This window comes from Asaia sp. A2, from assembly GCF_057319415.1.
Map to the genome: position 1 here is coordinate 79,022 of NZ_JBXWTO010000007.1, position 26,605 is coordinate 105,626.

At 59.9% G+C, this 26,605-nt stretch carries 24 protein-coding genes; 15 read left to right on the plus strand and 9 right to left on the minus strand.

The features are described 5' to 3' along the window. Positions 1-184: 184 nt before the first annotated feature. The 5 genes from nadC to ACWNRM_RS07725 form a co-directional block, all read right to left on the minus strand. Positions 185-1,045 carry a carboxylating nicotinate-nucleotide diphosphorylase gene (nadC, locus tag ACWNRM_RS07705; protein ID WP_031240957.1) on the minus strand — a complete coding sequence of 287 codons (861 nt, stop codon included), beginning with the start codon at positions 1,043-1,045 and terminating at the stop codon, positions 185-187. Then, positions 1,042-2,616 (minus strand): L-aspartate oxidase, encoded by a 1,575-nt coding sequence (locus ACWNRM_RS07710; protein ID WP_485170263.1) that lies wholly within the window; start codon positions 2,614-2,616, stop codon positions 1,042-1,044. Before ACWNRM_RS07710 ends, nadC begins: the two co-directional genes overlap by 4 nt. An 11-nt stretch (positions 2,617-2,627) precedes the next feature. Next, positions 2,628-3,605: a quinolinate synthase NadA gene (gene nadA / locus ACWNRM_RS07715; protein ID WP_485170264.1), complete on the minus strand. Its 978-nt coding sequence runs from the start codon at positions 3,603-3,605 to the stop codon at positions 2,628-2,630. Between the two features lie 151 nt (positions 3,606-3,756). Beyond that, positions 3,757-4,665: an NUDIX hydrolase gene (locus ACWNRM_RS07720; protein ID WP_485170265.1), complete on the minus strand. Its 909-nt coding sequence runs from the start codon at positions 4,663-4,665 to the stop codon at positions 3,757-3,759. Next, complete coding sequence (locus tag ACWNRM_RS07725) at positions 4,662-5,144, minus strand: NADH-quinone oxidoreductase subunit B family protein (RefSeq protein ID WP_485170266.1); 483 nt, start codon at positions 5,142-5,144, stop codon at positions 4,662-4,664. Before ACWNRM_RS07725 ends, ACWNRM_RS07720 begins: the two co-directional genes overlap by 4 nt. A gap of 65 nt (positions 5,145-5,209) precedes the next feature. On the opposite strand from ACWNRM_RS07725, the gene ACWNRM_RS07730 reads away from it, so the two are divergent. The 7 genes from ACWNRM_RS07730 to ACWNRM_RS07760 all read left to right on the plus strand — a co-directional run bounded on the left by ACWNRM_RS07730 (position 5,210) and on the right by ACWNRM_RS07760 (position 11,942). Beyond that, positions 5,210-5,887: an NUDIX domain-containing protein gene (locus ACWNRM_RS07730; RefSeq protein WP_485170267.1), complete on the plus strand. Its 678-nt coding sequence runs from the start codon at positions 5,210-5,212 to the stop codon at positions 5,885-5,887. Positions 5,888-6,009: 122 nt separating this feature from the next. Next, a complete protein-coding gene (locus tag ACWNRM_RS07735) occupies positions 6,010-6,816 on the plus strand; it encodes a 3'(2'),5'-bisphosphate nucleotidase CysQ family protein (protein WP_485170268.1) in 807 nt (268 codons plus the stop codon). Beyond that, positions 6,813-7,826: an L-threonylcarbamoyladenylate synthase gene (locus ACWNRM_RS07740; protein WP_485170269.1), complete on the plus strand. Its 1,014-nt coding sequence runs from the start codon at positions 6,813-6,815 to the stop codon at positions 7,824-7,826. Before ACWNRM_RS07735 ends, ACWNRM_RS07740 begins: the two co-directional genes overlap by 4 nt. Beyond that, positions 7,826-8,356, plus strand: coding sequence for a hypothetical protein (locus ACWNRM_RS07745; RefSeq protein WP_485170270.1), 531 nt, complete (start codon positions 7,826-7,828; stop codon positions 8,354-8,356). Before ACWNRM_RS07740 ends, ACWNRM_RS07745 begins: the two co-directional genes overlap by 1 nt. A 1,064-nt stretch (positions 8,357-9,420) precedes the next feature. Next, complete coding sequence (locus ACWNRM_RS07750) at positions 9,421-10,410, plus strand: thiamine pyrophosphate-dependent dehydrogenase E1 component subunit alpha (protein WP_485170271.1); 990 nt, start codon at positions 9,421-9,423, stop codon at positions 10,408-10,410. A 14-nt stretch (positions 10,411-10,424) separates the two neighbouring features. Then, the gene (locus ACWNRM_RS07755; protein WP_485170272.1) at positions 10,425-11,432 is read left to right on the plus strand and encodes an alpha-ketoacid dehydrogenase subunit beta; all 1,008 of its coding nucleotides are present in this window, start codon (positions 10,425-10,427) and stop codon (positions 11,430-11,432) included. An 84-nt stretch (positions 11,433-11,516) separates the two neighbouring features. Then, a complete protein-coding gene (locus tag ACWNRM_RS07760; RefSeq protein ID WP_485170273.1) occupies positions 11,517-11,942 on the plus strand; it encodes a GlcG/HbpS family heme-binding protein in 426 nt (141 codons plus the stop codon). A 157-nt stretch (positions 11,943-12,099) separates the two neighbouring features. On the opposite strand, the gene ACWNRM_RS07765 is transcribed toward ACWNRM_RS07760, so the two are convergent. Beyond that, positions 12,100-12,624 (minus strand): hypothetical protein, encoded by a 525-nt coding sequence (locus ACWNRM_RS07765; RefSeq protein WP_485170274.1) that lies wholly within the window; start codon positions 12,622-12,624, stop codon positions 12,100-12,102. A 297-nt stretch (positions 12,625-12,921) separates the two neighbouring features. On the opposite strand from ACWNRM_RS07765, the gene ACWNRM_RS07770 reads away from it, so the two are divergent. The 3 genes from ACWNRM_RS07770 to ACWNRM_RS07780 all read left to right on the plus strand — a co-directional run bounded on the left by ACWNRM_RS07770 (position 12,922) and on the right by ACWNRM_RS07780 (position 18,076). Beyond that, positions 12,922-13,776: an ABC transporter ATP-binding protein gene (locus ACWNRM_RS07770; RefSeq protein WP_485170275.1), complete on the plus strand. Its 855-nt coding sequence runs from the start codon at positions 12,922-12,924 to the stop codon at positions 13,774-13,776. Then, on the plus strand, positions 13,773-15,155 hold the full coding sequence (locus tag ACWNRM_RS07775) for a hypothetical protein (RefSeq protein ID WP_485170276.1): 1,383 nt from the start codon (positions 13,773-13,775) through the stop codon (positions 15,153-15,155). Before ACWNRM_RS07770 ends, ACWNRM_RS07775 begins: the two co-directional genes overlap by 4 nt. 128 nt (positions 15,156-15,283) lie before the next feature. Next, entirely contained in the window at positions 15,284-18,076 is a 2,793-nt protein-coding gene (locus tag ACWNRM_RS07780; protein WP_485170277.1) for a M16 family metallopeptidase, read from the plus strand. A gap of 142 nt (positions 18,077-18,218) precedes the next feature. On the opposite strand, the gene ACWNRM_RS07785 is transcribed toward ACWNRM_RS07780, so the two are convergent. Genes ACWNRM_RS07785 through msrB form a run of 3 tightly spaced genes read right to left on the minus strand, consistent with a single transcriptional unit; the run spans position 18,219 to position 19,521 of the window. Continuing rightward, entirely contained in the window at positions 18,219-18,446 is a 228-nt protein-coding gene (locus ACWNRM_RS07785; RefSeq protein WP_062164139.1) for a hypothetical protein, read from the minus strand. 2 nt (positions 18,447-18,448) lie between these two features. Next, positions 18,449-19,090 carry a uracil phosphoribosyltransferase gene (gene upp, locus ACWNRM_RS07790; RefSeq protein WP_023978953.1) on the minus strand — a complete coding sequence of 214 codons (642 nt, stop codon included), beginning with the start codon at positions 19,088-19,090 and terminating at the stop codon, positions 18,449-18,451. 32 nt (positions 19,091-19,122) lie between these two features. Further along, the gene (gene msrB, locus ACWNRM_RS07795; RefSeq protein WP_485170278.1) at positions 19,123-19,521 is read right to left on the minus strand and encodes a peptide-methionine (R)-S-oxide reductase MsrB; all 399 of its coding nucleotides are present in this window, start codon (positions 19,519-19,521) and stop codon (positions 19,123-19,125) included. Positions 19,522-19,908: 387 nt separating this feature from the next. Between msrB and ACWNRM_RS07800 the strand changes: the two genes are divergently transcribed. The 5 genes from ACWNRM_RS07800 (at position 19,909) to ACWNRM_RS07820 (ending at position 26,471) form a co-directional block, all read left to right on the plus strand. Then, positions 19,909-20,847 carry a YncE family protein gene (locus ACWNRM_RS07800; protein WP_485170279.1) on the plus strand — a complete coding sequence of 313 codons (939 nt, stop codon included), beginning with the start codon at positions 19,909-19,911 and terminating at the stop codon, positions 20,845-20,847. Positions 20,848-21,028: 181 nt separating this feature from the next. Beyond that, on the plus strand, positions 21,029-22,567 hold the full coding sequence (gpmI, locus tag ACWNRM_RS07805; RefSeq protein WP_485170280.1) for a 2,3-bisphosphoglycerate-independent phosphoglycerate mutase: 1,539 nt from the start codon (positions 21,029-21,031) through the stop codon (positions 22,565-22,567). A gap of 7 nt (positions 22,568-22,574) precedes the next feature. Next, the gene (locus tag ACWNRM_RS07810; protein ID WP_485170281.1) at positions 22,575-24,158 is read left to right on the plus strand and encodes a murein hydrolase activator EnvC family protein; all 1,584 of its coding nucleotides are present in this window, start codon (positions 22,575-22,577) and stop codon (positions 24,156-24,158) included. A 192-nt stretch (positions 24,159-24,350) separates the two neighbouring features. Then, positions 24,351-25,892 carry a S41 family peptidase gene (locus ACWNRM_RS07815; protein WP_485170282.1) on the plus strand — a complete coding sequence of 514 codons (1,542 nt, stop codon included), beginning with the start codon at positions 24,351-24,353 and terminating at the stop codon, positions 25,890-25,892. 81 nt (positions 25,893-25,973) lie between these two features. Continuing rightward, the gene (locus ACWNRM_RS07820; protein WP_485170283.1) at positions 25,974-26,471 is read left to right on the plus strand and encodes an RNA pyrophosphohydrolase; all 498 of its coding nucleotides are present in this window, start codon (positions 25,974-25,976) and stop codon (positions 26,469-26,471) included. The last annotated feature ends 134 nt before the right edge of the window (positions 26,472-26,605 follow it).

The window sequence follows — 26,605 nt, forward strand, 5'->3', positions numbered from 1 at the left end:
CTCAGAAAACTGCAGACGCCGTTTCTCAGGTCAACCGTATTGGGAAGCAAGGCCAGGCAGATCAGGACGCAAACAGTTCTATGCTGGATGGTGCTTTCTCATGAGTCACCCTGATAAACCATCGGCAAGCAAACCTCCTCCCCGCTGCGCAGGAGACAGGAGGGAGCAGGACGAGGAGACATCGTTACAGATCGATATCAAGCCCGATATCCAGAGCCTTGACGCTATGGGTCAACCAGCCGAGCGAGAGCACATCCACCCCTGAAGCCGCAATGGCTGGCGCCGTGTCAGGCGTAATGCCACCGGAGGCTTCTGTCAGGGCGCGGCCCTTCACCATCTCCACGGCGCGCCGAAGCATGTCGGGCCCCATATTGTCGAGCAGATAGACATTCGCCCCGCCCGTCGAGAGGGCCGTTTCAAGTTGGTCGAGCGTATCCACCTCAAGGGCAATCGCCATCAGATGCCCCGCGCGCTGCCTTGCGGATTTGAGCGCCGAAGCCACCCCTCCGCATAAGGCAATATGATTATCCTTGATCAGGATCGCATCATCGAGACGATAGCGATGATTGCTCCCGCCCCCTGCCTTGACCGCATATTTCTGAATGGCTCTCAGACCCGGCAGGGTCTTGCGCGTACAGCAAACACGGGCTTTCGTACCGTGGATGGCGTCTACAACCTGACGCGTTGCGGTTGCGATACCGCTCAGATGGGAGAGCAGATTCAGCGCTGTGCGCTCTCCCCCCAGAACGATCTCCGCAGGCCCCTCGATCTCGGCAAGGATGTCACGTGGCAGAATGCGGCATCCATCCTCCTTGAGCGCTGTGAAATTCGCGTTCGGGTCAAGCAGGGAAAATGCCAACCTGACACCCGCCATTCCAGCCATAACGCCTTCATGACGGGCGCGGAACACCGCGCGCAGGCGTTGACCGGGCCGGACAATGGCCTGTGACGTGGCATCACCCCCGGTGCCGAAATCCTCGGCCAGACCGGCCCGTATGACAGGTTCCCACAACAGATCGGGCAAGGGAGGAATGAAAATTGTCATGCGTGCACGAAGCTCCTCTGCGCATGGGTCATAGGGGGCGAACCTGCTGCGGCGATATCGCCCTGTCCAAGACCGATTTCGGCAAGGGTAAACTGGAAACGCCCGGTCTGCGGCGCTTCGTCTCCATCAAGTCGCCAGTGGCTTCCACGGCTCTCCTTGCGGCGTAAGGCAGCTTTGGCGATGGCAGCACCAACCAGAGCATGGTCATCGCGCGCGGCAAGCGGGGTGAGAAAGGCCGACAGACCCTCCAGCCCGTCATGATCCCGCAGGATCCCTGCCCCCTTATCCATGCGCGGCCCAAAACTCGCCGCCCCAAAGCGCGTGGGCTCTGTGGGATTCTGGCAGGAATGACGCTCGCGCGTGGCATTGTTCACATCCCACGCCACGGCCCGCCCCATCACAAACGCCTCAAGCAGTGAATTACTGGCCAGCCTGTTCGCACCGTGCAACCCGGTGCAGGCGACCTCGCCGCAGGCCCATAGCCCCGCGAGGCTGGCCCGGCCATGCAGATCTGTGGCCACACCGCCCATGTGATAATGAACCGCTGGCCTTACCGGAATAGGCTCACGATCAGGATCGATACCGTGCTGGGCGCAGATGCGCGCAATGCCCGGAAACTGGCGTGAAAAGACCTGCCTCAAGCCCGTCGCCTGCCCGGCACCATGCCGGTTGCCCCGCGCATGCGGCCCGCTATATCGCGCATCGAGAAACACGCGATGCCCCAGTGCACGGTGGCGCGCAATCGCCCGTGATACGCGATCACGGGATTGCAGCTCGTCCGTAAAGCGGTTGCCGGTTTCATCCACGAGCACCGCTCCCGCCCCCCGCACGGCTTCGCTGATAAGAGGCGAGCGTCCCCCTCCTGTCTCGACATCGAGGGCAGTGGGATGAAACTGGACAAATTCCATATCGGCCAACCGGGCCCCGGCCCGCGCGGCGGCTGCCAGACCCCGCCCCGTATTGCTGGCAGGGCTCGTTGCACCGACATAGAGCGCCCCTGCCCCGCCACAGGCCAGGATGCAGTGATTGGTTGGAATGAACTGACCCGTATTGAGCCACACACCGCGAACCTGCCCATCAACGATATGCAGATGATCGAGCGTCACCCCATCGAGCACCACAATGCGCTGAGAGGCTTTGACCCGCGCCATGAGCGCCTGCATGATGCCTGCACCGCTGCCATCACCACTCACATGCGCGATGCGCGCGCGCGAATGGGCCGCCTCCAGATGCAGGTCCAGATCGCTGCCACCGGTACGGGTGAACGCCACCCCCCAGTCGAGCAGGGTCGCTATTGCAGAGGGGCCAGCCCCGATGATGGCCTCGACGGCACGGGGGTCACACAGCCCGTCACCGGCATCGAGCGTGTCGCGCATGTGAAGCGCCACGTCATCATCATGACCGATGGCCGCTGCAAGGCCACCCTGCGCCAGCATGCTGGCTGCTTCCGTCCCCAGAGGTGACGGGCTGAGCACCACGCAGGGCCGGTCAAGATGCAGGGCCGCCGAGAGCCCCGCAAGACCTGCACCCGCAATGACGGGCCAGCCTGCAAAACGGGTGAGTGTCATCATGGCTCAGGCCCTCAGACCGCCAGCATTCGCTCGACCGCACGCCTGGCCTGCGGGAAGAGCGCATCGGGAATGGTCACTTCCTCCTGCATGGTCTCCAGCGCACGACGAATGGCGGGCAGCGTGATGCGTTTCATATGCGGGCAGAGATTGCACGGGCGAACGAACTCGACCGCCGGGTTGAGCGCTGCGAGGTTGTCGCTCATGGAGCATTCCGTGACCAGCAGCACCTTGGCGGGCTGCCTGACCGCCACGAATTCCATCATCCCCGCCGTCGAGCCTGCATAATCGGCTTCCGCCACAACCTCGGGCGGGCACTCCGGATGGGCCAGCACCACGACACCGGGATGCATACGCCGGTACTGCCTGATCTCGAGGGGCGTGAAACGCTCATGAACCTCGCAATGGCCAGGCCAGGTGAGCATCTCGATGCCGGTCTCGTTCTGGATGTTCTTCGCCAGAAACTCGTCAGGGATCATGATGACACGCGGCACACCAAGGCTCTCGACCACCTTCTTGGCATTGCCGGACGTGCAGCAGATATCGGTCTCCGCCTTGACGGCAACCGAACTGTTCACATAGGTCACGACGGGAACACCGGGATAAGCCGCCTTGAGCGCCCGGACATTCTCAGCCGTGATGGATTCCGCCAGCGAGCAACCCGCCATCGAGTCCGGTATGAGTACCGTCTTCTCCGGGTTCATCAGCTTGGCCGTTTCAGCCATGAAGTGAACGCCGGCCATCACGATTACCTGCTCCTCACAGCGCTGGGCCTCCCGGGCGAGCGCAAGACTGTCACCGCGGATATCGGAGATGCAGTGGAAGATTTCCGGGGTCTGATAATTATGCGCGAGAATGACCGCATTGCGTTCGCGCTTCAGCCGCAGGATCGCCCGGATATCATCCTCGAAATTACGTTCCCAGTCCTCCCGCGCCATCAGCCGCGAAACGGGTTCATACAGGGCATCGCCACGATCTCTGACGAGGGTCATCTGATCCATCGGATCCTCTCCGCTTAGTTATGCTCTATATGAGCATAATAGGGGCAAAACTGTTGAGCCCCATACATTGGGTGCCTCCCCGATGTTTTCAAAGCCACAAAGCCGTGATTGTCGAAAAAGCGCGGAGGAAGGCCATCGGAGATCATACTGACCGGGCAATCGGCAATTTGGAACCCATAAGCTGTCGGGCACCGATCACCTCGCGCCTGAAGCGATAGAGCCGTGCGGGGCGTCCCTGGGGTTGGTTTTCCGCCTCGCCCGTCTCTTCCACGAGGTCCTGGGCCAGGATCAGCCGCCTGAAATTCTGCTTGTGCAGCGGTCTTCCCGCAATGGCCTCGACCGTGCGCTGCAACTGCCAGAGGGTGAAGGTCTCGGGCATGAGCTCGAACACCACGGGGCGATAGCGTATCTTGGCCCGCAGACGCGCCAGGGCAGTCGCGAGGATGCGCCGACGATCCGACGGCATGGCACGGCCGGGTACCACCCAGGCGCCGGGCCTGCGCGATTCAGGCAGAAGATCGGCCTCCCACAGCAGCTCATAGCGGTGCAGAACCAGCTCATCATTCCAGGGCTGCCCTTCAAGCCCGAAGGTCTCGGCGCAGCGCCATTGCCTTGCCGGATCGCGCCCGGCCCAGTTTTGGAGCGCCCGACCGATTTCGCCCTCGATCAGTTCCGCGCCGCTACCCCGCAAATTCTCCCACGGGAAATATTCGTACAGCCCGCGCCAGCCTTCCTGCGCATCCTCCAGACGGGTCAGCCCCATATAGGAAATACGTATGAGACGCGGCGCGTCTCCGCTGGCCTGCCCTGCATCCGCCGATCCCGCTTCACCGCCCGACGCCTCAGCAAAGGTATAAAGCTGCTCGATATGGCCAAGGTGACATTGCGTCTGCTGCTCGACCCAGAGGCGCATGCCACGCTGCAAGGAGCGATGCGCCGTTTCCAGCGGCCCGGAAGGCAGGTTGCGCCCCTGATCGAGTGTCAGCACAAGAGGCTGTTCGTCCTGCACCGCAAGCAGCACCGCCACCAGTTCGGTCTCAATGTTACTCATGCCTTCACAACCCGTCCGGTCGTCAGCAGAAGCAGGGCACGCAGGATTTCCGCCGGGCTGGGCGGGCAGCCACGCAGGGCCACATCACATTGTCGCACACCGGTCAGACCCGCCTCCATGATACCGCCCAGCACGGCGTAATTCACCCCGAACGGCCCGACGCCGAGTGCACAATCGCCGATCGCCACAATGCCCTTTGGCCCCGGCATGGCCTCCCAGCGTGCCTGAAGCCCGGGCAGCATGGCGCGCGTCACAACGCCGGTGACGAACAGAAGCTCGGCGTCATGGGGTGTATCGACAAAACGGATGTCGTGACGGGTCAGATCATAGGCCGCACCCTGAAGGGCCTGCGCCTCGATACGACAGCCATCGCAGCCACCACCCGCCACGATATGAAGCGTGAGTGGACGCGGCGCGGGTGGCAGGGAATCACGGGGCCGCCATTTATTGGCGTCCAGCAGGGCGCGCAGAAAAATCATGGACAGTTCCGGTCATCTGGTTCGTTGTGAGTAAAACCATAAACCGGCTCAAGGAAAAACCCCGCATGGTTCTGGCCTTTGCGTCTCATATTCCACAAGACTGGCATGACGCCATTGCCAACGCACCCCATGTGCGTCGCTGGATCGCGGGCGTGGAACGCGAATTCGAGGTATCCTCCCTCACAATCCGTGACGCCGTGAAGTTCGGCAGCCGGATCGGCTTTGTCTTCGCCGAGGCGCAGGCCCGTCATGAGGGGATTTCCGTACCCCGCTATGCCTTCCTGCGTGGGGACTCCGTCGGTATTCTTGTAGTGCTGCGTCATCCCGATCACCCGCCGAGAACCGTGCTTACCTGCGAGCCCCGCCTCCCGATAGCCATCGCAGAGTCCCTCTCCCTGCCCGCCGGAATGGTCGATGACGGCACAGTACAGAGCACGGCGCTGCGCGAGTTTGCGGAGGAGACGGGCATCACACTGACGCTTGCGGAACAGGACCTGATCTCGCTCGGCACCGTCACGCTTTCACCCGGTGGTTGTGACGAACATCTCACGCTTTATGCGCTGGAAATCGATCTGGAGCCGTCGGAACTGGCCACTCTCGACAATCGCGCAACGGGGCTGGAGAGCGAGCACGAGCATATCAGACTTCGCGTGTTACCCCTTGACGCCATACCGACCCTCCCGCAGCAGGACGCCAAGCTTCTGCTGGCCTTCCACCTGTATGGCGCCCACCCGCACGGCTGACACACCGACACGCGGAGCGTGCCGAGGCAAAGTCCATGCCGGATAACAGCGATGCGCAAAACAACGCATCAGCGCCTCTTTTTGCTCATGACGATATCCAGAACTTCGGGTAAGCCGGATCCATGACCCAGACCGAAGCCCTTCCCCCTGATGCTGAAGCCCTGCTTGCCCTCGCCGCTCGCCTGGCCGATGAGGCCGCCACACTTATCAACGAAATTCGCGACCGGGGCTTCGAGACGATCATCAAGGCGGATAAATCGCCGGTAACCGAAGCGGATCAGGCGGCTGAGCGTCATATTCTGGCAGGGCTGCGTGCCGCTCGCCCTGATATACCGGCTATTGGCGAGGAGGAAATCGCCAGTGGTGCCTTTGCGGAGCCAGGTGAAATCTACTGGCTTGTCGACCCGCTTGATGGCACGCGCGAATTCGCCGCAGGACGTGACGACTTCACGGTCAATATCGGGCTGATCTATCGTAACCGGGCAGTTCTCGGGGCGATGGCCCTTCCCGCTTACGGGCAACTCTATACCGGCCTCGTGGGGCAAGGTGCCTGGCGTCGTGACAGCAACGGGACGACCCCTATTGCTGCGGTCGTGCCGCCCGAAAACGGGCTGCGTATCCTGGCTTCGCGTCACTACGCCGATGACCCGCGCCTCAAGGAATGGCTTGCCGGGCGAAAAATCGGAACGCTAGGCAATATCGGCTCGGCCGCCAAATTCGCGCGTGTCGCAGAGGGTGCAGCCGATTTCTACCCCCGCCTTGGCCCGACTATGGAATGGGACACGGCCGCCCCGCAGGCCATTGTCGAAGCCGCAGGCGGCCATGTGCTTGATGAAACAGGCACCCCCCTGCGCTACGGCAAACCGGGCTGGTTCAATCCGCCCTTCCTCTGCACCGGACGCCACGTCACACAAGGGCAGGATGCATGACAGAAATTCTCAAGGCCGATCCTGACGCCATCCAGCGCGCTGCGACACTCTTGCTTGAGAGCAAGCTCGTGGCTTTCGGGACCGAGACGGTTTACGGTCTGGGCGCGCTGGCCACGTCCAACGCTGCCGTGGCCCACATCTTTGCCGCCAAGAACCGGCCGCGGTTCAACCCGCTCATCAGTCATTTCGCCAGCGCTGAAGCTGCTTTCGAGCATGTCGAGGCCAACGACATGGCCCGCCGCCTGGCCGAGATCTTCTGGCCGGGGCCCCTCACCATGATTCTGCCGCGCAAGAGCGGCTCGACCATCTGCGATCTGGCGACGGCCGGTCTGCCAACCATCGCGGTACGCGTTCCACGCGGCAAGACCGCTCTGGCGCTGCTTCAGGCTGTCGGCCAGCCGGTGGCAGCCCCTTCGGCCAACCCGTCGGGGCGTGTCAGCCCGTCCGATGCCTTTCATGTGCTGCGCAACATGCATGGTCGTATCGATGCCATTCTCGATTCCGGCCCCTGCTCGGTCGGGCTCGAAAGCACCGTCATCGACCTCTCTCGCGAGGTACCTTTCCTGCTGCGTCCGGGCGGCATCACGCTGGAACAGCTTGAAGCCGTATGCGGCACGATCCGCAATCCTGACGATTACGCCACCAAGCTTCCCTCCTCCCCCGGCATGCTTGCCTCGCATTATGCGCCCGGCCTACCGGTCCGTCTGAGCGCCGAGAGCGTGGATGAGCATGAGGCGCTCCTGGCCTTCGGCCCGGCCCTGAGCGGCGCGGGGCTGGTTTACAACCTCAGCGAGCGCAGCGACCTTGAGGAGGCCGCTTCACGCCTCTTTGCCGGGTTGCGCTTCCTGGATGGCGAGGGGCAAAGGCGTGGCCTCAAGACCATCGCCGCCATGCCGGTGCCCCGCCAGGGTCTTGGTCTCGCCATCATGGACCGGTTGCGCCGCGCTGCCAGCCCTCGACCGACGGCGTCGGGTGATGACGACGATGATCTGGAGAGCATGATCGGCTGATGTCCGGCTCGTTCGACCCCAAGGAACTCAAGGTTCTCTCGGATATCCTCGCTCTGGTTCTTGAAGAACAGGAAGGGCAGTCCATCGCCGCGCTCAATGCGCTGCGCTCGCGTGCGCGCAAGAGCGGTACGACAGGCGGCGCCCTCAAGAATCTCTTTGTCGCCATTGCGCCCAACCCGCCACCACGCGCCAAGCCCAGACCACGAACCACCAAGGCGGAGAACGGCCCTGACGTGCTGGCGGCAAGGCAGCAGATTGTGACGCTTACCAACAATCTGCGTCAGATGGACCTTGAGCTGCGCAACTCACGTGCCCGTCTCGAATCCGTGCGGTCAGAGCTGTATCAGACCCAGCAATCCCGTGCTGAAATCCAGTCCAAGCTACTGGCACGCGATGCGCGCAAGCCCTTTTCCAGCACCTTGATCTGGTGCGGATTCGCTGTCGGCATTCTTATCGGAATCGCCAGCACGCAGTTCATCCATTCCATAGTGGATGTCCCCCGTGTCGATCGATCGGTCTTCCTGCGCTAGTCTTCGCGGACGCAGTTGCCCAAAGCGGAGCAGAACTACGTTACCTCAGGTCGCGATCACCACCCCGAGTTATTGCGCCTCTTGCCAAACGCGCAGATGGGACGGACTAGGGCCTGTGAGGCCCTGAAGCTACAGTAGGTCTGTATAGCTCTTCTTGATGAGCATGATGCAATCCGTGATTTCTGATGATACGCGGGGCGTTTGGGAGCCTTCGATTGAGGAGGTGCGATCCGAAGGCAAAACACCGCCACGCAACCTGCGCCTGATGATGTCGACGCTCTGCTGGCGCCATCAGAACGGCGCGAAACGGCGATCCATTCCTGCAGGACGCGGCCCCTGGTGGACTACAGCTCGGCTTTTCATCCGCAAGGCGAAGCTCTGTGTGTGGGAGACGCTTTTCGAGCGGACGAACGACGGGGATCCAGCCCTGGGCGTGGCCTTTCTCGACAGCACGAACATCAGGGCACATCACGAGGCAATAGGGGCCGCCCAAAAGGGAGATTTTGAAAAGACCGGAGCCATTGTCAGGCACCTGGCCGCTCGGGCGGAGGCTTTGGCAGCAAGGTCTGCCTAGCGGCCGGCGGGCGCAGAAAAGCCCTGTCATTCACCCTGACCCAGGGGCAGGCGCACGAACTGCCGTCTACCATGGCATTTCTGAACGCATGGCGTGCTGTGCCACGCTATGTCGTCTGTGACCGGGGATACGTCTCAAACCGGTTTCATGAGGATCTGTAGAGCAGAGGCTTGCGAGCGGTCATTCCGACCAAACGAAACGAGCCTTCCCTTTCGTGCCCCCAATGGGCCTATCGACACCGCCACCTGGTCGAAAATTCATGGGCTCGCCTTAAAGAGTGGAGAGGTATTGCCACCCGATACGAGAAAACCCCCGCTTCCTGCTTCTCCATGGCCTGCATCGCTGCCGATGCAGATCATCTCAAAATCTAACAGACCCCAGAATCCTCATAGAGAAAAAACTGCAAGTTTTTGGGAATATTCATCTAACTCTCCAGCACGTGAAGTCCGCATAACTCACAGGTGGCCATTCAATTTCTGGAGCAAATTATATGAGTGAGATAACAGAAAATCCGAATGATCCGGGATATGAGATGATCCTCGAAGCCTATCGCCGGATGAAGACGATCAGAAGTTTCGAGGACCGTATTCATTCCGATTATAAAAATGGCGAGATTCCGGGATTTGCACATCTGTATGCAGGTCAGGAGGCAACCGCAGTAGGTATTTTATCGCATTTGATGGATAGCGATAATATTGCCAGCACACATCGCGGACATGGGCATTGTATTGCCAAAGGCGTCGACGTGATTGCCATGATGAAGGAAATTTATGGCAAGGTAGGGGGCGTTTGCAATGGCAAGGGCGGCTCCATGCACATTGCGGATCTCAGCAAGGGTATGATGGGCGCCAATGGTATTCTTGGCGCAGGTGCCCCGCTGGTATGCGGTGCTGCCCTGGCGTCAAAATTACGCGGGGATCGCGGTGTCGCTGTCAGTTTTGGTGGTGATGGCGGGGTCAACCAAGGCGCTGTGCTTGAAAGCATGAATCTTGCTGCAGTCTGGGAGCTGCCGGTTATGTTCGTTGTTGAAAACAACGGTTATGCCCAGACAACTCCGCAAAACAGAACTACGTCTGTCACAAGTTATGAAGACCGCGCCAAAGGTTTTGGTATGAAAAGCGTAACGGTCGATGGCTTGGATTTTTTCGCTGTATACAAAGCTGCTGGCGAGCTTGTTGCCGAAATGCGGTCAGGCAGAGGTCCTGTACTGCTTGAATGTAAAAACGTCCGCTTCTACGGACATTTTGAAGGTGATCAGCAGACTTATCGCCCAGCAGGCGAAGTCGAGAAGGCCAAAGATGATCACGATTGTCTGGCAATATTCAGAAAAAATGTTGCAGCAAAAGGCATCGACGCATCCGATCTGGAAAATATCGACAGAGAAGTTGACGCACTGATTTCGAAGGCAGTCAGTGAGGCCTTAAATGCTCCTGAGCCGGACGATATCGCCCTTTATTCCGATGTTTATGTAACATATTGATTAAAGAGATAAATATGACCAGGAAAATTACTTTAAAAGCGGCAATCAACGAAGCTCTCGATCAGGAAATGACGCTTGATCCAACTGTTCTCGTTCTTGGACAAGACGCAGCCGGAGGCATTGGCACCGGTGGTGAGACTGATTGCTGGGGTGGCGTTTTGGGGGTAACCCAGGGACTCTACTCAAAGCATGGCGACCGTGTCATCGATGTGCCTCCGACCGAAATGGCCTATATGGGCGCTGCTATCGGTGCTGCGGTATGTGGCTTTCGCCCAGTGGCAGAACTGCCTTTCATCGATTTTATGGGGGTGTGTTTTGACCAGTTACTGAATCAGGCTGCCAAATTCAGGTATATGTTTGGAGGTAAAGCCAAAACGCCGTTCGTAATGCGAACGATGGTAGGGGGAGGCATTAACGGTGCCGCACAACACTCCCAGATGCTTACTTCAATCTTCACCCATATTCCGGGACTGAAAGTCGTATGTCCCAGCACACCATACGATGCAAAAGGCCTCATGATCCAGGCCATTCGCGACGATGACCCGGTGATCTTCTGTGAACCTAAAAATCTTTACGGTGTAGAAGGTGAAGTGCCGCATGAAGCGTATACTGTTCCCTTCGGTCAGGCCAGAATTGCGCGTGAAGGACGAGATGTCTCGGTAGTCACCTACGGTCAGATGGTACAGCGTTCTCTTGCGGCAGCCGAAACGCTGTCCGAACAAGGCCTCGATGTCGAGGTAATAGACTTACGTTCCTTGTCACCGCTTGATTTGGAGACCGTACGACGCTCTGTGAGTAAGACCGGACGCCTTGTTGCTGTCGATGAAGCCTATCCGAGGTGCAATATCGCGACAGATATTATCGCACAGGTGACAAATCGTAATTTCTCGGATCTCAAATCTGCTCCCGGGATGCTTAGCGCTCCACACACGCCAGTACCCTTTTCACCAAAACTGGAAAAACTCTATCTACCCAGTGTTGAACAAATACAGGATGTTATTCTAAAAACATTCAAAGGATAAAAATTTATTGTGGATTTGTTGAGTAATATCACAAATCCACATATTTATACCTGAGTGATTCCACATATAGGAACTTATACAACAATGACCGAAAATTTTTACAATTCAAAAGAGATTACGGAACAAGGCGCAGAAAAGCTTTGCTCTGCGGCTTTTGATGAAGCTCGCCGCCAAGGAATCAGTATTTCAATCGCCGTTGTCGATAATGGTGGACATCTTACCGCATTTAAACGCATGGATAGGGCACACTTTTTACCTGTCGAAATGGCCATCAATAAAGCTTGGACCGCAAGTTCATTCGGTTTACCGACTCACGTCCTGAATGACCTCATCGCGGACCCGAAGCTTGCACCGATTGCGCAGACTCCACGATTTGTTCCGGTTGGCGGTGGATATCCACTGTTCATCAATGGCATTAAGCTAGGCGCGGTTGGAATTTCAGGCGGGAGTTACACAGAAGACCAGAATATAGTCGAGCATGCATTGCGAGTGTCAGGATTTGATTTGTAGAGTGTTATTCAAAACATTTTGCAAATAACATAAATATGGCAATATAATAATCTAGGCGCGGACGGCCATCTGTGTCGACCGCAATACGGCGCTTGCAGCCAATGATCTTCTTGTGCGTCCCACGCCCTGCCCCCACATTGAATTTCCCAGAGAGCTCTCAGTCCTGCAAACCGCCCATGATGGGGGTCAGATGGGCACGGCTCTTGCTTGTGCGGCGCGCAGGAGGGCGTGGCTGGCAGGAGACAAAATAGAGCCCGATCACAAAAATCAGGTTGGTGATGTTGATGAACAGATCAACCAGCATGATCAGGCCACTGCCAGACACGCCATTCCACAGGGATACCCCAAGCCAGACAATACCGAGCGGCCTCATGCCCAGCAGGAAGCTGCGCAGCGGATTGGCCTGACCGGCGCGTACCAGCGGGCGCATGCGCTGGATCGCCATGTAGAAGCAAACGAACAGCACCCAGTTGAGGATGTTGAACATCGACCCGCTGAGAGATGTGGCACCCGTAAAGATCAGAATGGCAATGGCTGCCAGAAAGAACAGGATCGCGCCAAGCTGGAGGCTCATCCCCAGTTCGGCAGCAGAAAGCCGTTCTGGCAACCTGTCCGATACAGGTTGAAAGACCTTATCGAGTAGCCAGAGATCGGCCTGATTGACGCGTTCGACAAAAGACATGACGCTGACTTACCGCGCCACTCCGACAAGCGCATCTGTTTTCTGCACCGCACTGTGCAAGGCTACGGCCCAAGGGGGAAAAGCGCCCTCCCATGCGTCACTCAGCGCCATGAGTACCGAAAAGGGAATCTCTGCGCGGAAGCCAGCGGAGGTTGCCTGCTCTCAAGATAAAGCCCGTGTGCACAACGCTGAATTTTCGCTAAAACGGCCTTATAGAATCGATTTATCGGTTTTCTAACGGAACAATATGGAACATGATCGCAGTCAATCGACGCTATACAGGGTGGCCGGATCGTTATGTTTCCAGTTGTGATAGAGGGCCTTTCCAAAAACTATGGCGCAAAGCGCGTTCTGGATCAGGTCTCTCTTAATCTGGAGCAAGGCAGTATTACGGCTCTGCTAGGCCCGAATGGTGCAGGCAAGACCACCCTGATTGGCTGCCTGCTTGGCTTGCTGCAACCGGATTCCGGTTCGATCACGGTCTGGGGCCAGACAGCGGATTCCCTCACCCCAACACTTCGTGAGCGGATCGGCTTCGTTCCGCAGACAATGACCGGCCTCACCTGGTTCCGCGTTCAGGAATTGCTCGATTATCTGGCAGCCTTCCACAACAGCCAACCACGAGCAGACGCAGGCAGTGCAACGCAGTCACGCGAGGATGAACGCTGGTCGCAATGGGCCAGCCTCGATCCGAAATCCCGTATCTCGGCTCTCTCAGGGGGCGAAAGACAGCGTCTGGCCATCGTGCTAGCCTTGCGCTTTTCACCCGATCTTATCGTGCTGGATGAACCCGTTGCCAGCCTCGATCCTCTCGCCCGTCACGATTTCATCGAGTTGCTGGCCGAAACCGTGAAGCAGCGCGGCGCGACGGTGCTGCTCTCATCGCATATCATCTCCGATCTCGAACGGATCTGTGATCGCTTTGTGAAGCTCAGCAAGGGTCAGATCATCAGTGCGGTCGATTCCTGCAAATTCAACAGCCATATCCGCCATCTCGCCCAATGGCCCGATGCGCATCACGGACTTCGCGTTCTTGTCGATCTTCCTGACGGAAGTGTCTGGGTTGAAGGCTGGACACCCGCCCATGAGGCCCTTGGCCTGCCAAGGCTACCCGGCGATCTGGAAGCCTTCTTTCTGGCGCTGACGCGATGAGGGATACCCTGCGTGCCATGAGGCTCTACGCCTCACCGATTTTCCTGCGCGAAAACCCCATGGTTCTGCTCGGACTGCTTTATGCCGTCATATGCTATAGTATAGCGGTCTGGCTCCGTCTGGCGCCACCGCATGTCGATGGCCTGCCGGTGCTCGTCAACCTTGTCATGTCCGCATGGTGGGTCTTGCTGCTGAGTGCGTTCAGTTCCGTCAACACCCATTACTGGCGCCAGATACGCTCACCCGTCACGTTCATGCTGCCTCGCCTGCAACAAGGTGAATACTACGCAGTCCACGTGGTTGTCGCCATCGCCTTCACCGTTCTCTGCGCCCCGCCCCTTTTGATGGGGGCCCAACTCCTCAACACGCTTTCCGTCGTGGCATTGGCTCTGGCCCTGTGGTCGGGCGCAGATCAGACAGGCCCCAAATCGATGCGTCGCGCCACGCGCATCATGCGTCGTATTGTCTCGCGTATCGGGTTCATTCTGATGCTCGTCCCGAAAATCCAGCTCCTCGTCCTAACAGCCCCCTGGCCCGTGGCGCTCGGGGTGCTCCTGACTGGTCTGGGCGTTGCCCTGTACGAATACCGGTTTCGCGATTACCGTCTGGACCCGCTGCCGGAAACCAGCTTTACCGGTCGGGGTCATTTCCCAAGGCTGCTGCAGCCTGTCATTTCCTGCCTCATGTGGCGGCCGGGCTTCCTGCCGTATATCCCGCTGCCAGATCAGCTCCTGACAACACGACCTGTGATCGTCGGCCTTGTCCCGATTGGCTGCACCCTGATTTTCGCCGCCTTGAACGCTGTTATGCTTCTGATGATGGCCGGACATTTTCCGACAGCCCACGCATTCCGCCACGGTCTGCCCGGCTATGCCCGGCAGGCCATGCTTTTGGTGGCCATGGGTCTGTGCCAGAAATTCCAGAAGCGCACGGACTGGCCCTTTCTCGTTGCCCTTTGCCCCTTTGGCGACAAGGCCGCCTTTACCCGCAAGCTGCTTCAGCTCCACCTCATGACGGCCATCTTTGCCGGTGGCGTGTCCGGCCTGTGGCTCGGGCTGGTGAGCTGGTATGGCAAAAACCTTCCCCTCCTTCATTGCCTGACATGGGGACTTGCTGCGGGTGTTCTTCTCGTGGGGACCGTATGCGTGCCCTGTTTCGGCCTGCTCTCCACCCGCCTGAACCGACCTGCCGTCAATATGGTTCTCACGATCAGCGGCGTTGTCATCGTGCTTCAGGCCTGCACAGCTTTGATGATCGAGAGTGCTGTCTGGTGGCGTGGACTGCTGCCCCTGGGCGCCATCGCTGTCGTGGCCCTGCTCTACAGCATAACGCCGCATGCGCTGGCTCGGCAGGACTGGCCGTTAGAACCGCCACGCTGACCGGGTGCCCCACCAAACGCCCATCACGCGGCATAGACAGTTCAAGTCAAGCTGTTACGCTGCGTCCGTTACATAGTATCATTCCATGTCTATTCGCCTGACTGAACGAGACCCCAAGGGAGTTATGAATGTCCGTACTGCCCCCACTGCGTAAGGCGCTTCTGGCCTCCAGCCTGCTCGTTGCCCCGACGCTGTTTGTTCCGGTTTCAGCACCCTCGATGGCTGCCGAAGCGACGGTCCAGCAGGGCGCTGCTACCGGCGCCTCCCCGAGCGGGACATCTGCGAGCCGCACCGAGGGGACACCAACCCCGCATGGCGCGACGGCAATGGACAGCGCAGTGCGCGAGACACTCGGCAACGGTCTGCGGGTAGTCATCGTGCCCGATCGTCTGGCGCCTGTTGTTCAGACACAGGTGATCTACCTCGCGGGCTCCGCTTCTGCTCCGGCTGGCTTTCCCGGTACCGCTCATGCGCTCGAGCACATGATGTTCAACGGGTCGAAAGGGCTGAGTCGTGACCAGCTTTCAACGGTCAGCGCCCGTATCGGCAATGTGAGCAACGCCTTCACCACCGAGGATACAACCCAGTATTACTTCCAGGCCCCGTCTCATTATCTGGATGTGCTGCTCAAGATCGAAGCCGATCGTATGCGCAACGTCCTGCTGAGCGACGCTGACTGGTCGCATGAGCGCGGTGCTATCGAGCAGGAAGTCGCGCGTGATGTGTCGATGCCGTTCGAGCGCTTTACCATCCAGCAAAACCTTGCCCTTTTCGCAGGCACGCCCTACGAGCATGACGCCCTTGGCACACGCGAGTCTTTCGACAAGACCGATGCCAAACTGCTGCGCGGCTTCTATGACAGCTGGTACCAGCCCAATAACGCCATCCTGCTGATCGTGGGGGATGTCGATCCCAAAACCACGCTCGAGAAGGTAAAAGCGCAGTTCGGTGCCATTCCGGCGGGCAAGCTGCCTGCGCGCCCGGTCATCACCCCGGCCCCGGTCAAGCCCCGCACCATCACGCTAGACAGCGATTATGCCACGGGCATATTGAGCATCGGCTTTCGTATGCCCGGTGCCGGCAGCCCCGATGCGGCAACGGCACAGATCCTGGCCGATGTGCTTGGCAGCCAGCGCGGCGCGCTTTTTGCGCTCGTGCCGCAAGGCAAGGCGCTGGCGACCGAATTCTCCTATAATGCCCGCAAGCAGGCAGGGGTCGGCAATGCGCTTGCCGCCTTCCCCAAGGGGCAGAACCCCGAGGCCCTTCTGGGCGAGATACGCGCGATCCTCTCAACCCTGCGCAGCAAGGGTGTGCCTGCCGAACTCGTCGAAGCCGCCAAGCGCAAGGAAATCGCCGCGCTCGAATACAACGCTAACAGCGTAACCGATCTGACCCAGAGCTGGGCCAGCGCCCTCGCCTATAATGGCCTGGAATCCCCTGCCGAACTGGTGAAAGCCTACAACGCCGTAACACCCCAGATGGTAAATGCGCTTGCGGCAACCATCCTCGACCCAGACCACGCCGTAACTGGTATCCTGACCCCTTCGGGAGGGAAATCGCCGAATATCAGCAGCAACAAGGGGCCCGAATCCCTCCTGCCGCCACCGGGCAAGAACATTGCCCTGCCCGACTGGGCCGCGACAGCACTGGCCGATCTGCCAGCCCCCAAGCCGCTTGCCCAGCCGACACGTTACACGCTCAGCAACGGCATCACCCTGCTGGTCCAGCCCGAGCATGTCAGCCATACCATCGTGCTTTATGGCAGCATCCGCCATAACAACGACCTGCAACAGCCCAAGGGCAAGGACGGTGTGGCCGGTTTGACGGGCGATCTGTTCCTTTATGGCAGCAAGACCCATGATCGCCTTGCCATGGCAGCGGCGCTGGATGATCTGGCTTCCGATGCCGATGGGGGCACCTCCTTCTCTCTCAGCACGCTCACACCCAATTTCGAGAAGACGCTCTCGCTTCTGGCCGAGATGGAGCTCCATCCGGCTTTTCCGGCGCAGGCCTTTGCCATTCTCAAGCAGCAGGCGGTAGCGTCGCAGGCCGGGGTGATGCAATCGCCCGGCTATCGTTTCCAGCGTGCCCTGACCAGAGCCCTTGCACCGGCAAACGATCCGTCGCTGCGTGAAACCACCCCGCAGACACTGTCCTCCATCACGCTTGCTGACGTGCAGAATTTCTACAAGGCGGCCTATCGTCCCGATCTGACGAGTATCTTCGTCATCGGTGACATCACCCCTGAAAAGGCGCGCGATGCGGTCGAGAAGGCCTTTGCAGGATGGAAGGCAACCGGCCCCAAACCCGCCGTCGATCTGCCCGACCGCCCGCTGAACAAGCCGTCTCAGGCCGTCATTGATGATCCGGGCCGCGTGCAAGATTCTGTCTATCTCGCCCAGACCGTTCCCGGCGGCATTCATAACCCGGACCGCTATGCGCTTGAGGTCGGCAACGAGATTCTCGGTTCCGGCTTCTCCTCGCGTCTCATGCAGGATCTGCGCGTGCGCACCGGTATGGTCTATACAACCGGGAGTGATTTCGGCTGGTCGGTCAATCGCGGCGCGTTCGTGATCACCTACGGTTCCGATCCCGACAAGACCCTCAGGGCACGCGATGCTGCCCTGCGTAACGTCCGCGATATGCAGACCCATCCCGTGACCGATGATGAGTTGCTGAACGCCAAGGCCTCGATCCTGCGGGCCATTCCGATGGAACGGGCCAGCTTCGGGGGCATTGCCGGGCAGTATCTCTCACTGATCGGTCTGGATCTGTCGCTGGACGAGCCCGATAAGCGCGCTCAGGCCGTTTATGACATGAAGCCCGCACAGGTTCAGGACGCCTTTCATCGCTGGGCGAGACCGCAGGACATGGTGCAGATGATCCGCGGCCCCGCACCGATCAAGAGCACAGGGAAATAAGATCCTGTTTCCCTTGCCCTCTTCCCCCGCTCATCACCGGTGGGAGAGGGCCATCACGTTCGCTCTACCTGTGTACGGCGGGGCAGAAGATAAAAAAAACCTGCCCGGATCGGGCAGGTTCAGGAACTCAATAAGGATGCTGTCAAAAGCCTTCGGGCGCTTCATCTGATGCTTCGGCAATCGCTTCGGCTTCTTCCTGAAGATAGGTCTCCAGATCACCATTGGCCGCGTCGTTCAGATCACGCGGGCTGATGCCGCTTTTTTCGGCGTCGGCCAGACAGGCCGCGACAGCCTGCGAGGGCTCACCCCAGTTCTGGTGGTGGGCTTCGATCCAGCTATCGAGCCATTCATCGATATCTTCGCCCGTCATGCTCAGCGTGTCCCGAAAAGACGATCGCCTGCATCACCGAGCCCGGGGCGGATATACCCTTTTTCATCCAGCCCACGATCCACGGCGCAGGTCACGATACGCACATCGGGATGGCGTTCATTCAGGCAGATCACCCCCTCGGGCGCGGCCAGAAGGCAGACAAAGATGATCTTGCGCACGCCGCTGGCCTTGATGCGATCGATGGCTGCTGCGGCGCTATGGCCCGTCGCCAGCATCGGATCGACCACGATACATTCGCGATCGGCCACGTCCTCGGGCAGCTTCATGTAATATTCGACGGCTTCAAGCGTGTCGTGGTCGCGATAAAGCCCGACATGGCCAACGCGGGCTGCCGGGATCAGGTCCAGCATCCCGTCGAGGATGCCATTGCCTGCACGCAGGATGGACACGAAGCAAAGCTTCTTGCCGGAAAGCTGACGGCCTTCCATGCGCTCCAGGGGCGTCTCGATCTCGACCGGTTCGGTGCTGAGGTCGCGCGTCGCCTCGTAGCACATCAGAAGGCTGAGCTCGCGCGTCAGCCGCCTGAAGCCCGCAGTCGAGGTCGACGCCTGGCGCAGGCGCGTCAGCTTGTGTTGCACGAGCGGGTGGTCAAGCACGACCAGGGAGGAAGGAAGGGCAGTCATGAGGCGTTCCTTAGCGTGAATTCGTTGCGCTGTCAGCTTGGTTCAAAGCGCAACGCCACACCATTCATGCAAAAACGCAGCCCTGTCGGCTTTGGCCCGTCTGGAAACACATGGCCAAGATGCCCCTTGCACTTGGCGCAGTGTACCTCGATGCGGGTCATGCCATGTGTCTTGTCGACCGTTGTTTCGGTCATGCCGTCGCGCGGCTGGAAAAAGGACGGCCAGCCGCTTCCGCTCTCATATTTGGTATCTGAATCAAACAGCGCCTCGCCGCAGCCTGCACAATAATAGACACCCTCTCGCTTCTCATCATTCAACGGGCTTGAGCCCGGGCGTTCGGTGCCATGCTCACGCAGGACGCGATGTTGCTCGGCGCTCAGGGGCAGGCCACAGCTGGGCATTGCGCTGCTCTCTCGGGTGTTGTCGGTCATCAGGACGCTTCCTTTGCTAATCATCGGCCATGCGGAAAAAATCTCGCTCGGGCCCACAGGATATGGCGTCTCAACGCGCCGCTTCCAGAGTGTTTCACCCAACCGCCCTTACAGTTACTTTGATGACCGCCCTTCCGGCTCAAGGCTGCGGGGCAGGTTCGCTGAGGGATGGGCGGTATCATCCGCCTGCGGGCCATGATGCCGCCATGTAACTATCCCCTCGCAGACCACCTTCGGGGCCACTGGCGAATGTTTTCGCAAGCTACCCAAGCCTGCCCTTGCTCCATTGGCCCAGAAGCGGGGGATGCAAACGGTGATCGCGCAAACGCGTCTTGGCGGGCACGGCATGCAGGGTTTCAATGGTGCCATCAGCAAGGAGTAGGCATCATGAGCCGCAACACCCCGCACTCTCACACAGACAGCGCAGAAGAAACCGGGGCTGGCCCGCTCGCTGCCTATGACGTGCTTTACACGCTGGAAACCGATCCGCCCCAGATCACGGCGCTTCTCACGGAAACAGGTGTTGTCGTCTCACGGTGCGATGCGCGCTGGGGCACACCCGACGGCATCTGGCTCGACCGGACACATATCTACTGGACCAATATGGGCGCCGATTACAATGTGGCCGATGGCACCATAGAACGTGCCCGTCATGATGGCAGCGCTCATGAGGTTCTGGTTGGACACGGGCTTGTCGTCACGCCCAAACAGCTCGCGGCGGACCCGCAGGCGGGGTGGCTCTACTGGTGCGATCGCGAGGGCATGCGCATCATGCGCAGCCGTTTCGATGGCGCCGATTTGCAGGTTCTGCTTCAGAACGGCACCTACCCAAGAGACACACGCGATATCACACGCCATTGCGTGGGCATTACGCTCGACCCTGAGCGCAACCACCTCTACTGGACCCAGAAGGGGCCACCCAAGGGAGGCAAGGGGCGCATCTTCCGTATGGCGCTCGCCCTGCCCGAAGGGGCCGATCCTGCTTCACGTGACGATGTGACCCTTCTGGCCGATCACCTGCCTGAGCCTATCGACCTGCATTTCTGCCCGGCTTCGCACCGTCTCTACTGGACGGATCGTGGCGCGCCGCCAGACGGGAACAGCCTCAATGTGGCCGAGGTGACTGCCGATAGCCTGTGCAATCACAGGGTCATCTTCCGTGGGCTGGAAGAAGGAATCGGACTGGCCATCGATCCGCAGGAGAAAACGGCTTTTGTCAGTGATCTGGGCGGCAGCATACGTCGTATTGACATCGCAAGCGGTGAGGCCGTGATCCTGCGCCATCAATCCTCCACAACCGGTGTCTTTCTGATTCCCCGGCGCTGACGGGGCGCGACTCATGATGAGCCACCCTGCCCTGATGCATCAGCACGCGGATACCGACAGGGTGGCCACCATTCGCCACTCACAGCATTCTTAGCCAGAAAATGGCGTGAACCCGCCGGGGGAGAGTTCGCAGAGCACGCAAAATGCGTCATCATGGGCGCAAAATTGCAGGAGACTACTCATGTCCGCATCCCCTTCCAGCGTGCCGCGCCCGGTCATGCTCGTCATCCTCGACGGTTTCGGCGATAGCGCCACCCGCGAGGACAACGCCGTAGCTCTGGCCAATACGCCGAATTTCGACCGTCTCTGGGCAAGCTCCCCTCATGCCTATCTGAAGGCGTGCGGCGAGGATGTTGGCCTGCCGGAAGGGCAGATGGGCAATTCGGAAGTCGGTCACCTCAATATCGGTGCTGGTCGCGTCGTCATGCAGAACCTGCCGCGCATCAGCCGCGCCGCGCGTGATGGGTCGCTGGCCAGCAACCCTGCCCTGTGTGCCCTGATCGACGCGCTCAAGGCCAGCAAAGGCACCTGCCATCTGATGGGGCTGGTTTCCACGGGCGGCGTCCATGCCCATATGGACCACGTCATTGCGCTCGCCCAAATCGTGGCACAGGCCGGTATTCCCGTGGCCGTGCATGTGTTCTCCGATGGGCGCGACACTGCACCCGATTCCGGCGACGGCTTCATCCGCACTCTCGCTGCCGCCCTCCCGGCTGGCGCAAGCATCGCCACGGTCAGCGGGCGCTATTACGCCATGGACCGCGACAATCGCTGGGAACGCGTCAGCCGCGTCTATGATGCGATCGTCTCCGCAACCGGCAAGCACGCGGATGACGCGCTGAGCGTTCTGCCCGCCAGCCAGGCCCAGGGCGTGACAGACGAGTTCGTCGAGCCGACAGTGATCGGGTCCTACGCCGGTATGAAGGATGGCGATGGCATCCTGTCCGCGAATTTCCGTGCCGACCGCATCCGCGAATTGCTCGATGCGATGGTTTTCCCCGATTTCGATGGCTTTGCGCGCTCGAAAACCATCAAATTTGCCGCTGTATGCGGCATGACCGCCTATAGCTCGGCTCTGGCGCCGTTCATGAGCGTCATGTTCCCCAAGGAATCGATGGAGCACCTGCTGGGCGATGTCGTTTCACAGGCTGGACGCACACAGCTGCGCATGGCCGAGACCGAGAAATATCCGCACGTCACCTACTTCCTCAATGGTGGCCGCGAAGCTGTTCTGCCCGGTGAAGAGCGTATTCTGGTCCCCTCACCCAAAGTGGCCACCTATGACCTGCAGCCGGAAATGTCTGCCCCGGAACTGACCGACAAGGCCGTGGCTGCCATCGAAAGCGGCAAGTTCGACCTGATCGTTCTGAACTTCGCCAATCCCGACATGGTGGGCCATACCGGCGTGCTGGCAGCCGCCATCAAGGCGTGCGAGACCGTGGATACCGGGCTCGGCCGTATTGTCGATGCCATCGACAAGATGGGCGGCGCGCTGATCGTCACGGCCGATCACGGCAATTGCGAGACCATGCGCGACCCGGTTACCGGTGGCGCTCATACGGCCCACACCCTCAACCGGGTGCCGGTGCTGCTGCATGGTGCGAAGGGCGTCACTGCCATCCATGACGGACGTCTGGCCGATCTGGCTCCCACATTGCTCACCCTGATGAACCTGACCAAGCCTGCCGAGATGACCGGCAAGTGCCTGATCAACGGCTGAACCCTTCATGCCGGTCGCGAGCCGCGTCCTGACCGGCTGTTCAGCCCTCGGTAAAATGCGCTTCACAGGCGGGCGGGTTCATCCTGCCCGTCAGGAAGACCGTCGGGGAGAAACACCCCGCGAGACATCAGGTCAGAGCGGGGGCTTGCCTCAGGATGCCTCCCACTCGCTCTCTGTTCCGATTTCCTCCGACTGGCGATGCACCATCACCCTCTTCGCGCCTCTGCACCCCGTAGGGCGAGATACATCACGAGGTGACGCCTCTTCTCTTGCCGATACCCATCATGCCGCCGCGCCTGAAGCTGTGCCATTTGGCGCAACACGTTTCACAAGGGCGTTTTGCCTTGGCTGCGTGACGCTGAGCTTTGGGTTTGCGCTGGCCGCGTTATCGCCAGCAACGGGGGCGACACTCCATACGAAACAGGGCAACGCCAACCAGAAGGCGCTCGACAAGGCCATTGCAGACAAGAAGGCCCTGATGGCCCGTCAGGCCAATGAGGCAGCCCTTATCGAGACCCGCCGCAAGGATCAGGCGCGCGCCGCTCAGGAGGCGGCGTTACAGGCTCAGAAGGCAAGACGTTACTCTGCCCTGACCAATCAGGCCGAGAACGAACTGGACGCAACGCAAAAGCAGATCGACGCCCTGACGGCCGATATCGCCTTACTCACGGTAAGACAGAACGAGCAGCGTCTGGCGCTTGCCCGACGCCGCGCCGCCCTCCAGACCATTCTGCCTGTCGCCCTGCGCCTTGCCCGCTATCCCGGCACGTCTGTCGTGGCTCTCTCGGGGCAGGCTGATGATGCAGTTCAGGGCCTGAGCGTGATTGCGGGGCTGACACGACTGACCACCCGACAGGCGGAAGATTTGCGCAGCCAGAAAACGCTCCTGGATCAGACGGCTCACGAACTTGCAGACCGCAACACGGCGCTCGGAAATGCGAGACGCAAACTGGCCGCTCTGCGCGATCTCAACGCCAGCCGGATGGAAACCGCCACCCATCAACAGGCCGAAGCTGAGGCAAGAGCCCGTCAGGCCCATGATGAAATCGCCGCGGCAACGGCAAAAGCCGCGACGCTTGAGGATGCACTGACAGCCATCGACAAGGCGCAGGCCAGCATTAAGGCACGAATGGAAGCCGAGGCCAGAGAGCTGGAAAGGCAGAACCAGCAGGCAAAGGCGCGTGCGCTCAGCACACAGGCCCGCGCCCTGAGCAGTTCCGGTAAGGGGGTCTCCCGCGGCGGCGGGCATGGCCCTGTAGCCGGTCGCGTACTCACTGCCTGGCACCAGGCGACCGAGAGTGGACCCGCGAGCGGCATCACCTATCAGGCAAGCGCCGGAAGTCCTGTCAGCGCGCCCTGTGCCGGACAGATCGACTTTGCTGGCCCATTCCGGTCATTTGGCAACATGATCATTCTCGATTGCGGACGTCATTTCCGCTTCGTGCTCTCTGGATTGGGCGGGCTTTCGGTCTCGACGGGGCAGACTATCAGCCGCCATGCTGCGCTCGGCACCATGGGCGATGGCGGCGGGGCACTCTTCGTGCAACTGCGCTCGGGAAGTAAAATCATCGATCCCGGCCCCTATCTCTGAAGGGTAACCTCACGGGACACCAGAACCCCTCTTGGCGATTCTGTGTTGTTTCGACAGACTGCGTTAATATCGCTATAGATTTCAGATCTTAGTGCGGTGGAGGCTCTGGTGTTCAGGCTCCGCTGAAAGACAGACGCTAACAGGATCGGCACCGGACCTCAGGCTCCGTACCGGATTCAAGGGATGAATTGCATGAAGCTCCGCACTGGTCTGCTGCTCGGAACGGCATTCCTGGCCGGAATCACCGCCGGTCCGGCGTTGGAAGCCGCCATGGCCCCGAGCCTTGGGCAGATGATCAGCAGCAAGGCCTTCGCCAAGGAAGTCGCGGCCGACCCCGACAACCACAGCGAAACCCTGCGCCTGCTTACCTTGTTCGGAACCGTGCTCGACCTCGTTCGCGCCGAATATGTCGAGCCTGTCAGCGACAAGGACCTTATCAACAACGCCCTGGATGGCATGGTGGGCGGTCTCGATCCCCACAGCTCCTACATGAACGAGAAGCAGTTCAAGGAGATGCAGATCCAGATCAGCGGCAAGTTTGGCGGTCTGGGCGTGCAGGTTCAGCAGCAGAACGGCCATATCCGTGTGGTCTCGCCCATCGATGGCACCCCTGCCTCGCGCGCGGGGCTCAAGCCGGGTGATTACATTACCGAAGTCGATGGCAAGTCGCTTGAGGGTCTGACGCTCGACCAGGCCGTGACCAAGATGCGCGGCGATCCGGGCACCAAGATCACCCTGACCATCATTCGCGCGAAAGAGCCCAAGCCGCTCAAGGTCACCATGACCCGCGAGGTCGTGCATGTGCAGGTCGTCCGCTCGTCGCTTTATGGCAATATCGGCTATATCCGCATTTCCGAATTCGATGACGACACCGAGACCGCACTGCATGAGGCCTATGACAAGCTGAAGGCAAAGTCTGGCAACAAGCTACAGGGTCTTGTGCTCGATCTGCGTCTGAACCCCGGCGGCAAGCTCGATCAGGCCATTGCTGTCAGCGATGATTTCATCCCCGAAGGCGAGATCGTCTCGATCCGTGGGCGTCACGCCGAAAACAACCGTCGCTGGGATGCCAAAGGCACCGATATCACGGGCAAGCTGCCGATTGTCGTGCTGATTGATGGCGGATCGGCCTCGGCCTCCGAAATCGTGGCCGGTGCGCTTCAGGACCATCGCCGCGCCGTGCTGGTAGGCGAGAAATCCTTCGGCAAGGGCTCCGTGCAGTCGCTCATCCCCGTGCCGGGCCATGGTGCCGTGCGTCTGACAACGGCGCGTTACTACACGCCATCGGGCCGCTCCATTCAGGCTTTGGGCATCGCGCCCGATATCGTGGTCAAGGAAAGCAAGGACGACGACGGCTACGGCTATCGTGAAGCCGATCTGGCCCATATCATTACCAATACGGGTGGTAACAAGAACAAGGCCCCGACACGGACCGACCTGCCTTCCATCTCGGCCAGCATCCCCCACGCCCCCGCGGATAACTGGCCGCGTTTCGACCCGGCCAAACCGGCGACGGACTTCCAGCTGCAACAGGGGCTGCGTGTCGTGCGCGCCATGGCATCCCTGCCTGATGAAGCGCTTCCGCTGGGGCAACCGGCTGCTGACAAGACTGCTGCAAAGACCGCAGAGGCGAAGACCCCGGAAAAAGCGACTGACGACAAGGCCGCTGGAGAAAAAGCGGCAGGCAAGGATCAGAAGCCCCCTGCTCCGGGTTCTTCTTCCACGCAGCACTAATCTTTCCTGGCACCGGCCCCTTTCGAGGGGCCGGTTTCATATCTTCCGCTTGACGCTTCAACTCCATCTGAGCCCTACGCCATGATCGATCCGGCCACGCTTCCCTATCGCCCCAATGTGGGCATCATGCTGTTCAACCGCGAGGGCGCCCTCTTCCTCGCCAGACGGACCGATCTGCGTGATGTCTGGCAATGCCCTCAGGGTGGGATTGACGAGAACGAGTCTCCGGAAGAAGCGGCACATCGTGAATTGCGTGAGGAGACCGGGCTTCGTCACGCCACCCTTCTGGGCAGCTATCCCGGCTGGCTGCCCTATGACCTGCCCCCTCATCTGATTGGCAAGGCACTTGGGGGACGATATCGCGGTCAGACGCAACGCTGGTTTGCCATGCGTATGGCCGAGCCCGACAGCGCCATCGATCTGGCAGGAGATGGCACGGAACCTGCCGAGTTCGATCGCTGGGTATGGGTACGCCCTCAAGACGTGACAACCTATAATCTCGGCTTCAAGCGCCCGCTTTACGAGCAGATCCTACCCGCCCTGGCGGCTCTGGCCCCGCCGATGGTTCAGGGGATCTGATCATTTTCAGCAGGGGATCTCGCTGAGAGCCCTGATCCTGTGTCTCTGCCGCCTCAAAAGCAGCACGGCTGATCATGCATGCCTCAGGCATCCAGCATGGGGTGCATCAGCCGAATCAGCCTCGCACCTGGCGT

Bases quoted from the DNA above. Each gene is read 5' to 3' on its own strand.
- ACWNRM_RS07775 (WP_485170276.1), top strand. From the start codon at position 13,773: ATGAGGGATACCCTGCGTGCCATGAGGCTCTACGCCTCACCGATTTTC.
- ACWNRM_RS07785 (WP_062164139.1), bottom strand. From the start codon at position 18,446: ATGACGGGCGAAGATATCGATGAATGGCTCGATAGCTGGATCGAAGCC.
- ACWNRM_RS07740 (WP_485170269.1), top strand. From the start codon at position 6,813: ATGACAGAAATTCTCAAGGCCGATCCTGACGCCATCCAGCGCGCTGCG.
- ACWNRM_RS07820 (WP_485170283.1), top strand. From the start codon at position 25,974: ATGATCGATCCGGCCACGCTTCCCTATCGCCCCAATGTGGGCATCATG.
- ACWNRM_RS07800 (WP_485170279.1), top strand. From the start codon at position 19,909: ATGAGCCGCAACACCCCGCACTCTCACACAGACAGCGCAGAAGAAACC.
- ACWNRM_RS07815 (WP_485170282.1), top strand. From the start codon at position 24,351: ATGAAGCTCCGCACTGGTCTGCTGCTCGGAACGGCATTCCTGGCCGGA.
- ACWNRM_RS07710 (WP_485170263.1), bottom strand. From the start codon at position 2,616: ATGATGACACTCACCCGTTTTGCAGGCTGGCCCGTCATTGCGGGTGCA.
- ACWNRM_RS07735 (WP_485170268.1), top strand. From the start codon at position 6,010: ATGACCCAGACCGAAGCCCTTCCCCCTGATGCTGAAGCCCTGCTTGCC.
- ACWNRM_RS07765 (WP_485170274.1), bottom strand. From the start codon at position 12,624: ATGTCTTTTGTCGAACGCGTCAATCAGGCCGATCTCTGGCTACTCGAT.
- ACWNRM_RS07745 (WP_485170270.1), top strand. From the start codon at position 7,826: ATGTCCGGCTCGTTCGACCCCAAGGAACTCAAGGTTCTCTCGGATATC.
- ACWNRM_RS07760 (WP_485170273.1), top strand. From the start codon at position 11,517: ATGACCGAAAATTTTTACAATTCAAAAGAGATTACGGAACAAGGCGCA.
- nadC (WP_031240957.1), bottom strand. From the start codon at position 1,045: ATGACAATTTTCATTCCTCCCTTGCCCGATCTGTTGTGGGAACCTGTC.
- ACWNRM_RS07780 (WP_485170277.1), top strand. From the start codon at position 15,284: ATGTCCGTACTGCCCCCACTGCGTAAGGCGCTTCTGGCCTCCAGCCTG.
- ACWNRM_RS07770 (WP_485170275.1), top strand. From the start codon at position 12,922: ATGTTTCCAGTTGTGATAGAGGGCCTTTCCAAAAACTATGGCGCAAAG.
- ACWNRM_RS07755 (WP_485170272.1), top strand. From the start codon at position 10,425: ATGACCAGGAAAATTACTTTAAAAGCGGCAATCAACGAAGCTCTCGAT.
- upp (WP_023978953.1), bottom strand. From the start codon at position 19,090: ATGACTGCCCTTCCTTCCTCCCTGGTCGTGCTTGACCACCCGCTCGTG.
- msrB (WP_485170278.1), bottom strand. From the start codon at position 19,521: ATGACCGACAACACCCGAGAGAGCAGCGCAATGCCCAGCTGTGGCCTG.
- ACWNRM_RS07750 (WP_485170271.1), top strand. From the start codon at position 9,421: ATGAGTGAGATAACAGAAAATCCGAATGATCCGGGATATGAGATGATC.
- ACWNRM_RS07725 (WP_485170266.1), bottom strand. From the start codon at position 5,144: ATGATTTTTCTGCGCGCCCTGCTGGACGCCAATAAATGGCGGCCCCGT.
- gpmI (WP_485170280.1), top strand. From the start codon at position 21,029: ATGTCCGCATCCCCTTCCAGCGTGCCGCGCCCGGTCATGCTCGTCATC.
- ACWNRM_RS07810 (WP_485170281.1), top strand. From the start codon at position 22,575: ATGCCGGTCGCGAGCCGCGTCCTGACCGGCTGTTCAGCCCTCGGTAAA.
- ACWNRM_RS07730 (WP_485170267.1), top strand. From the start codon at position 5,210: ATGGTTCTGGCCTTTGCGTCTCATATTCCACAAGACTGGCATGACGCC.
- nadA (WP_485170264.1), bottom strand. From the start codon at position 3,605: ATGACCCTCGTCAGAGATCGTGGCGATGCCCTGTATGAACCCGTTTCG.
- ACWNRM_RS07720 (WP_485170265.1), bottom strand. From the start codon at position 4,665: ATGAGTAACATTGAGACCGAACTGGTGGCGGTGCTGCTTGCGGTGCAG.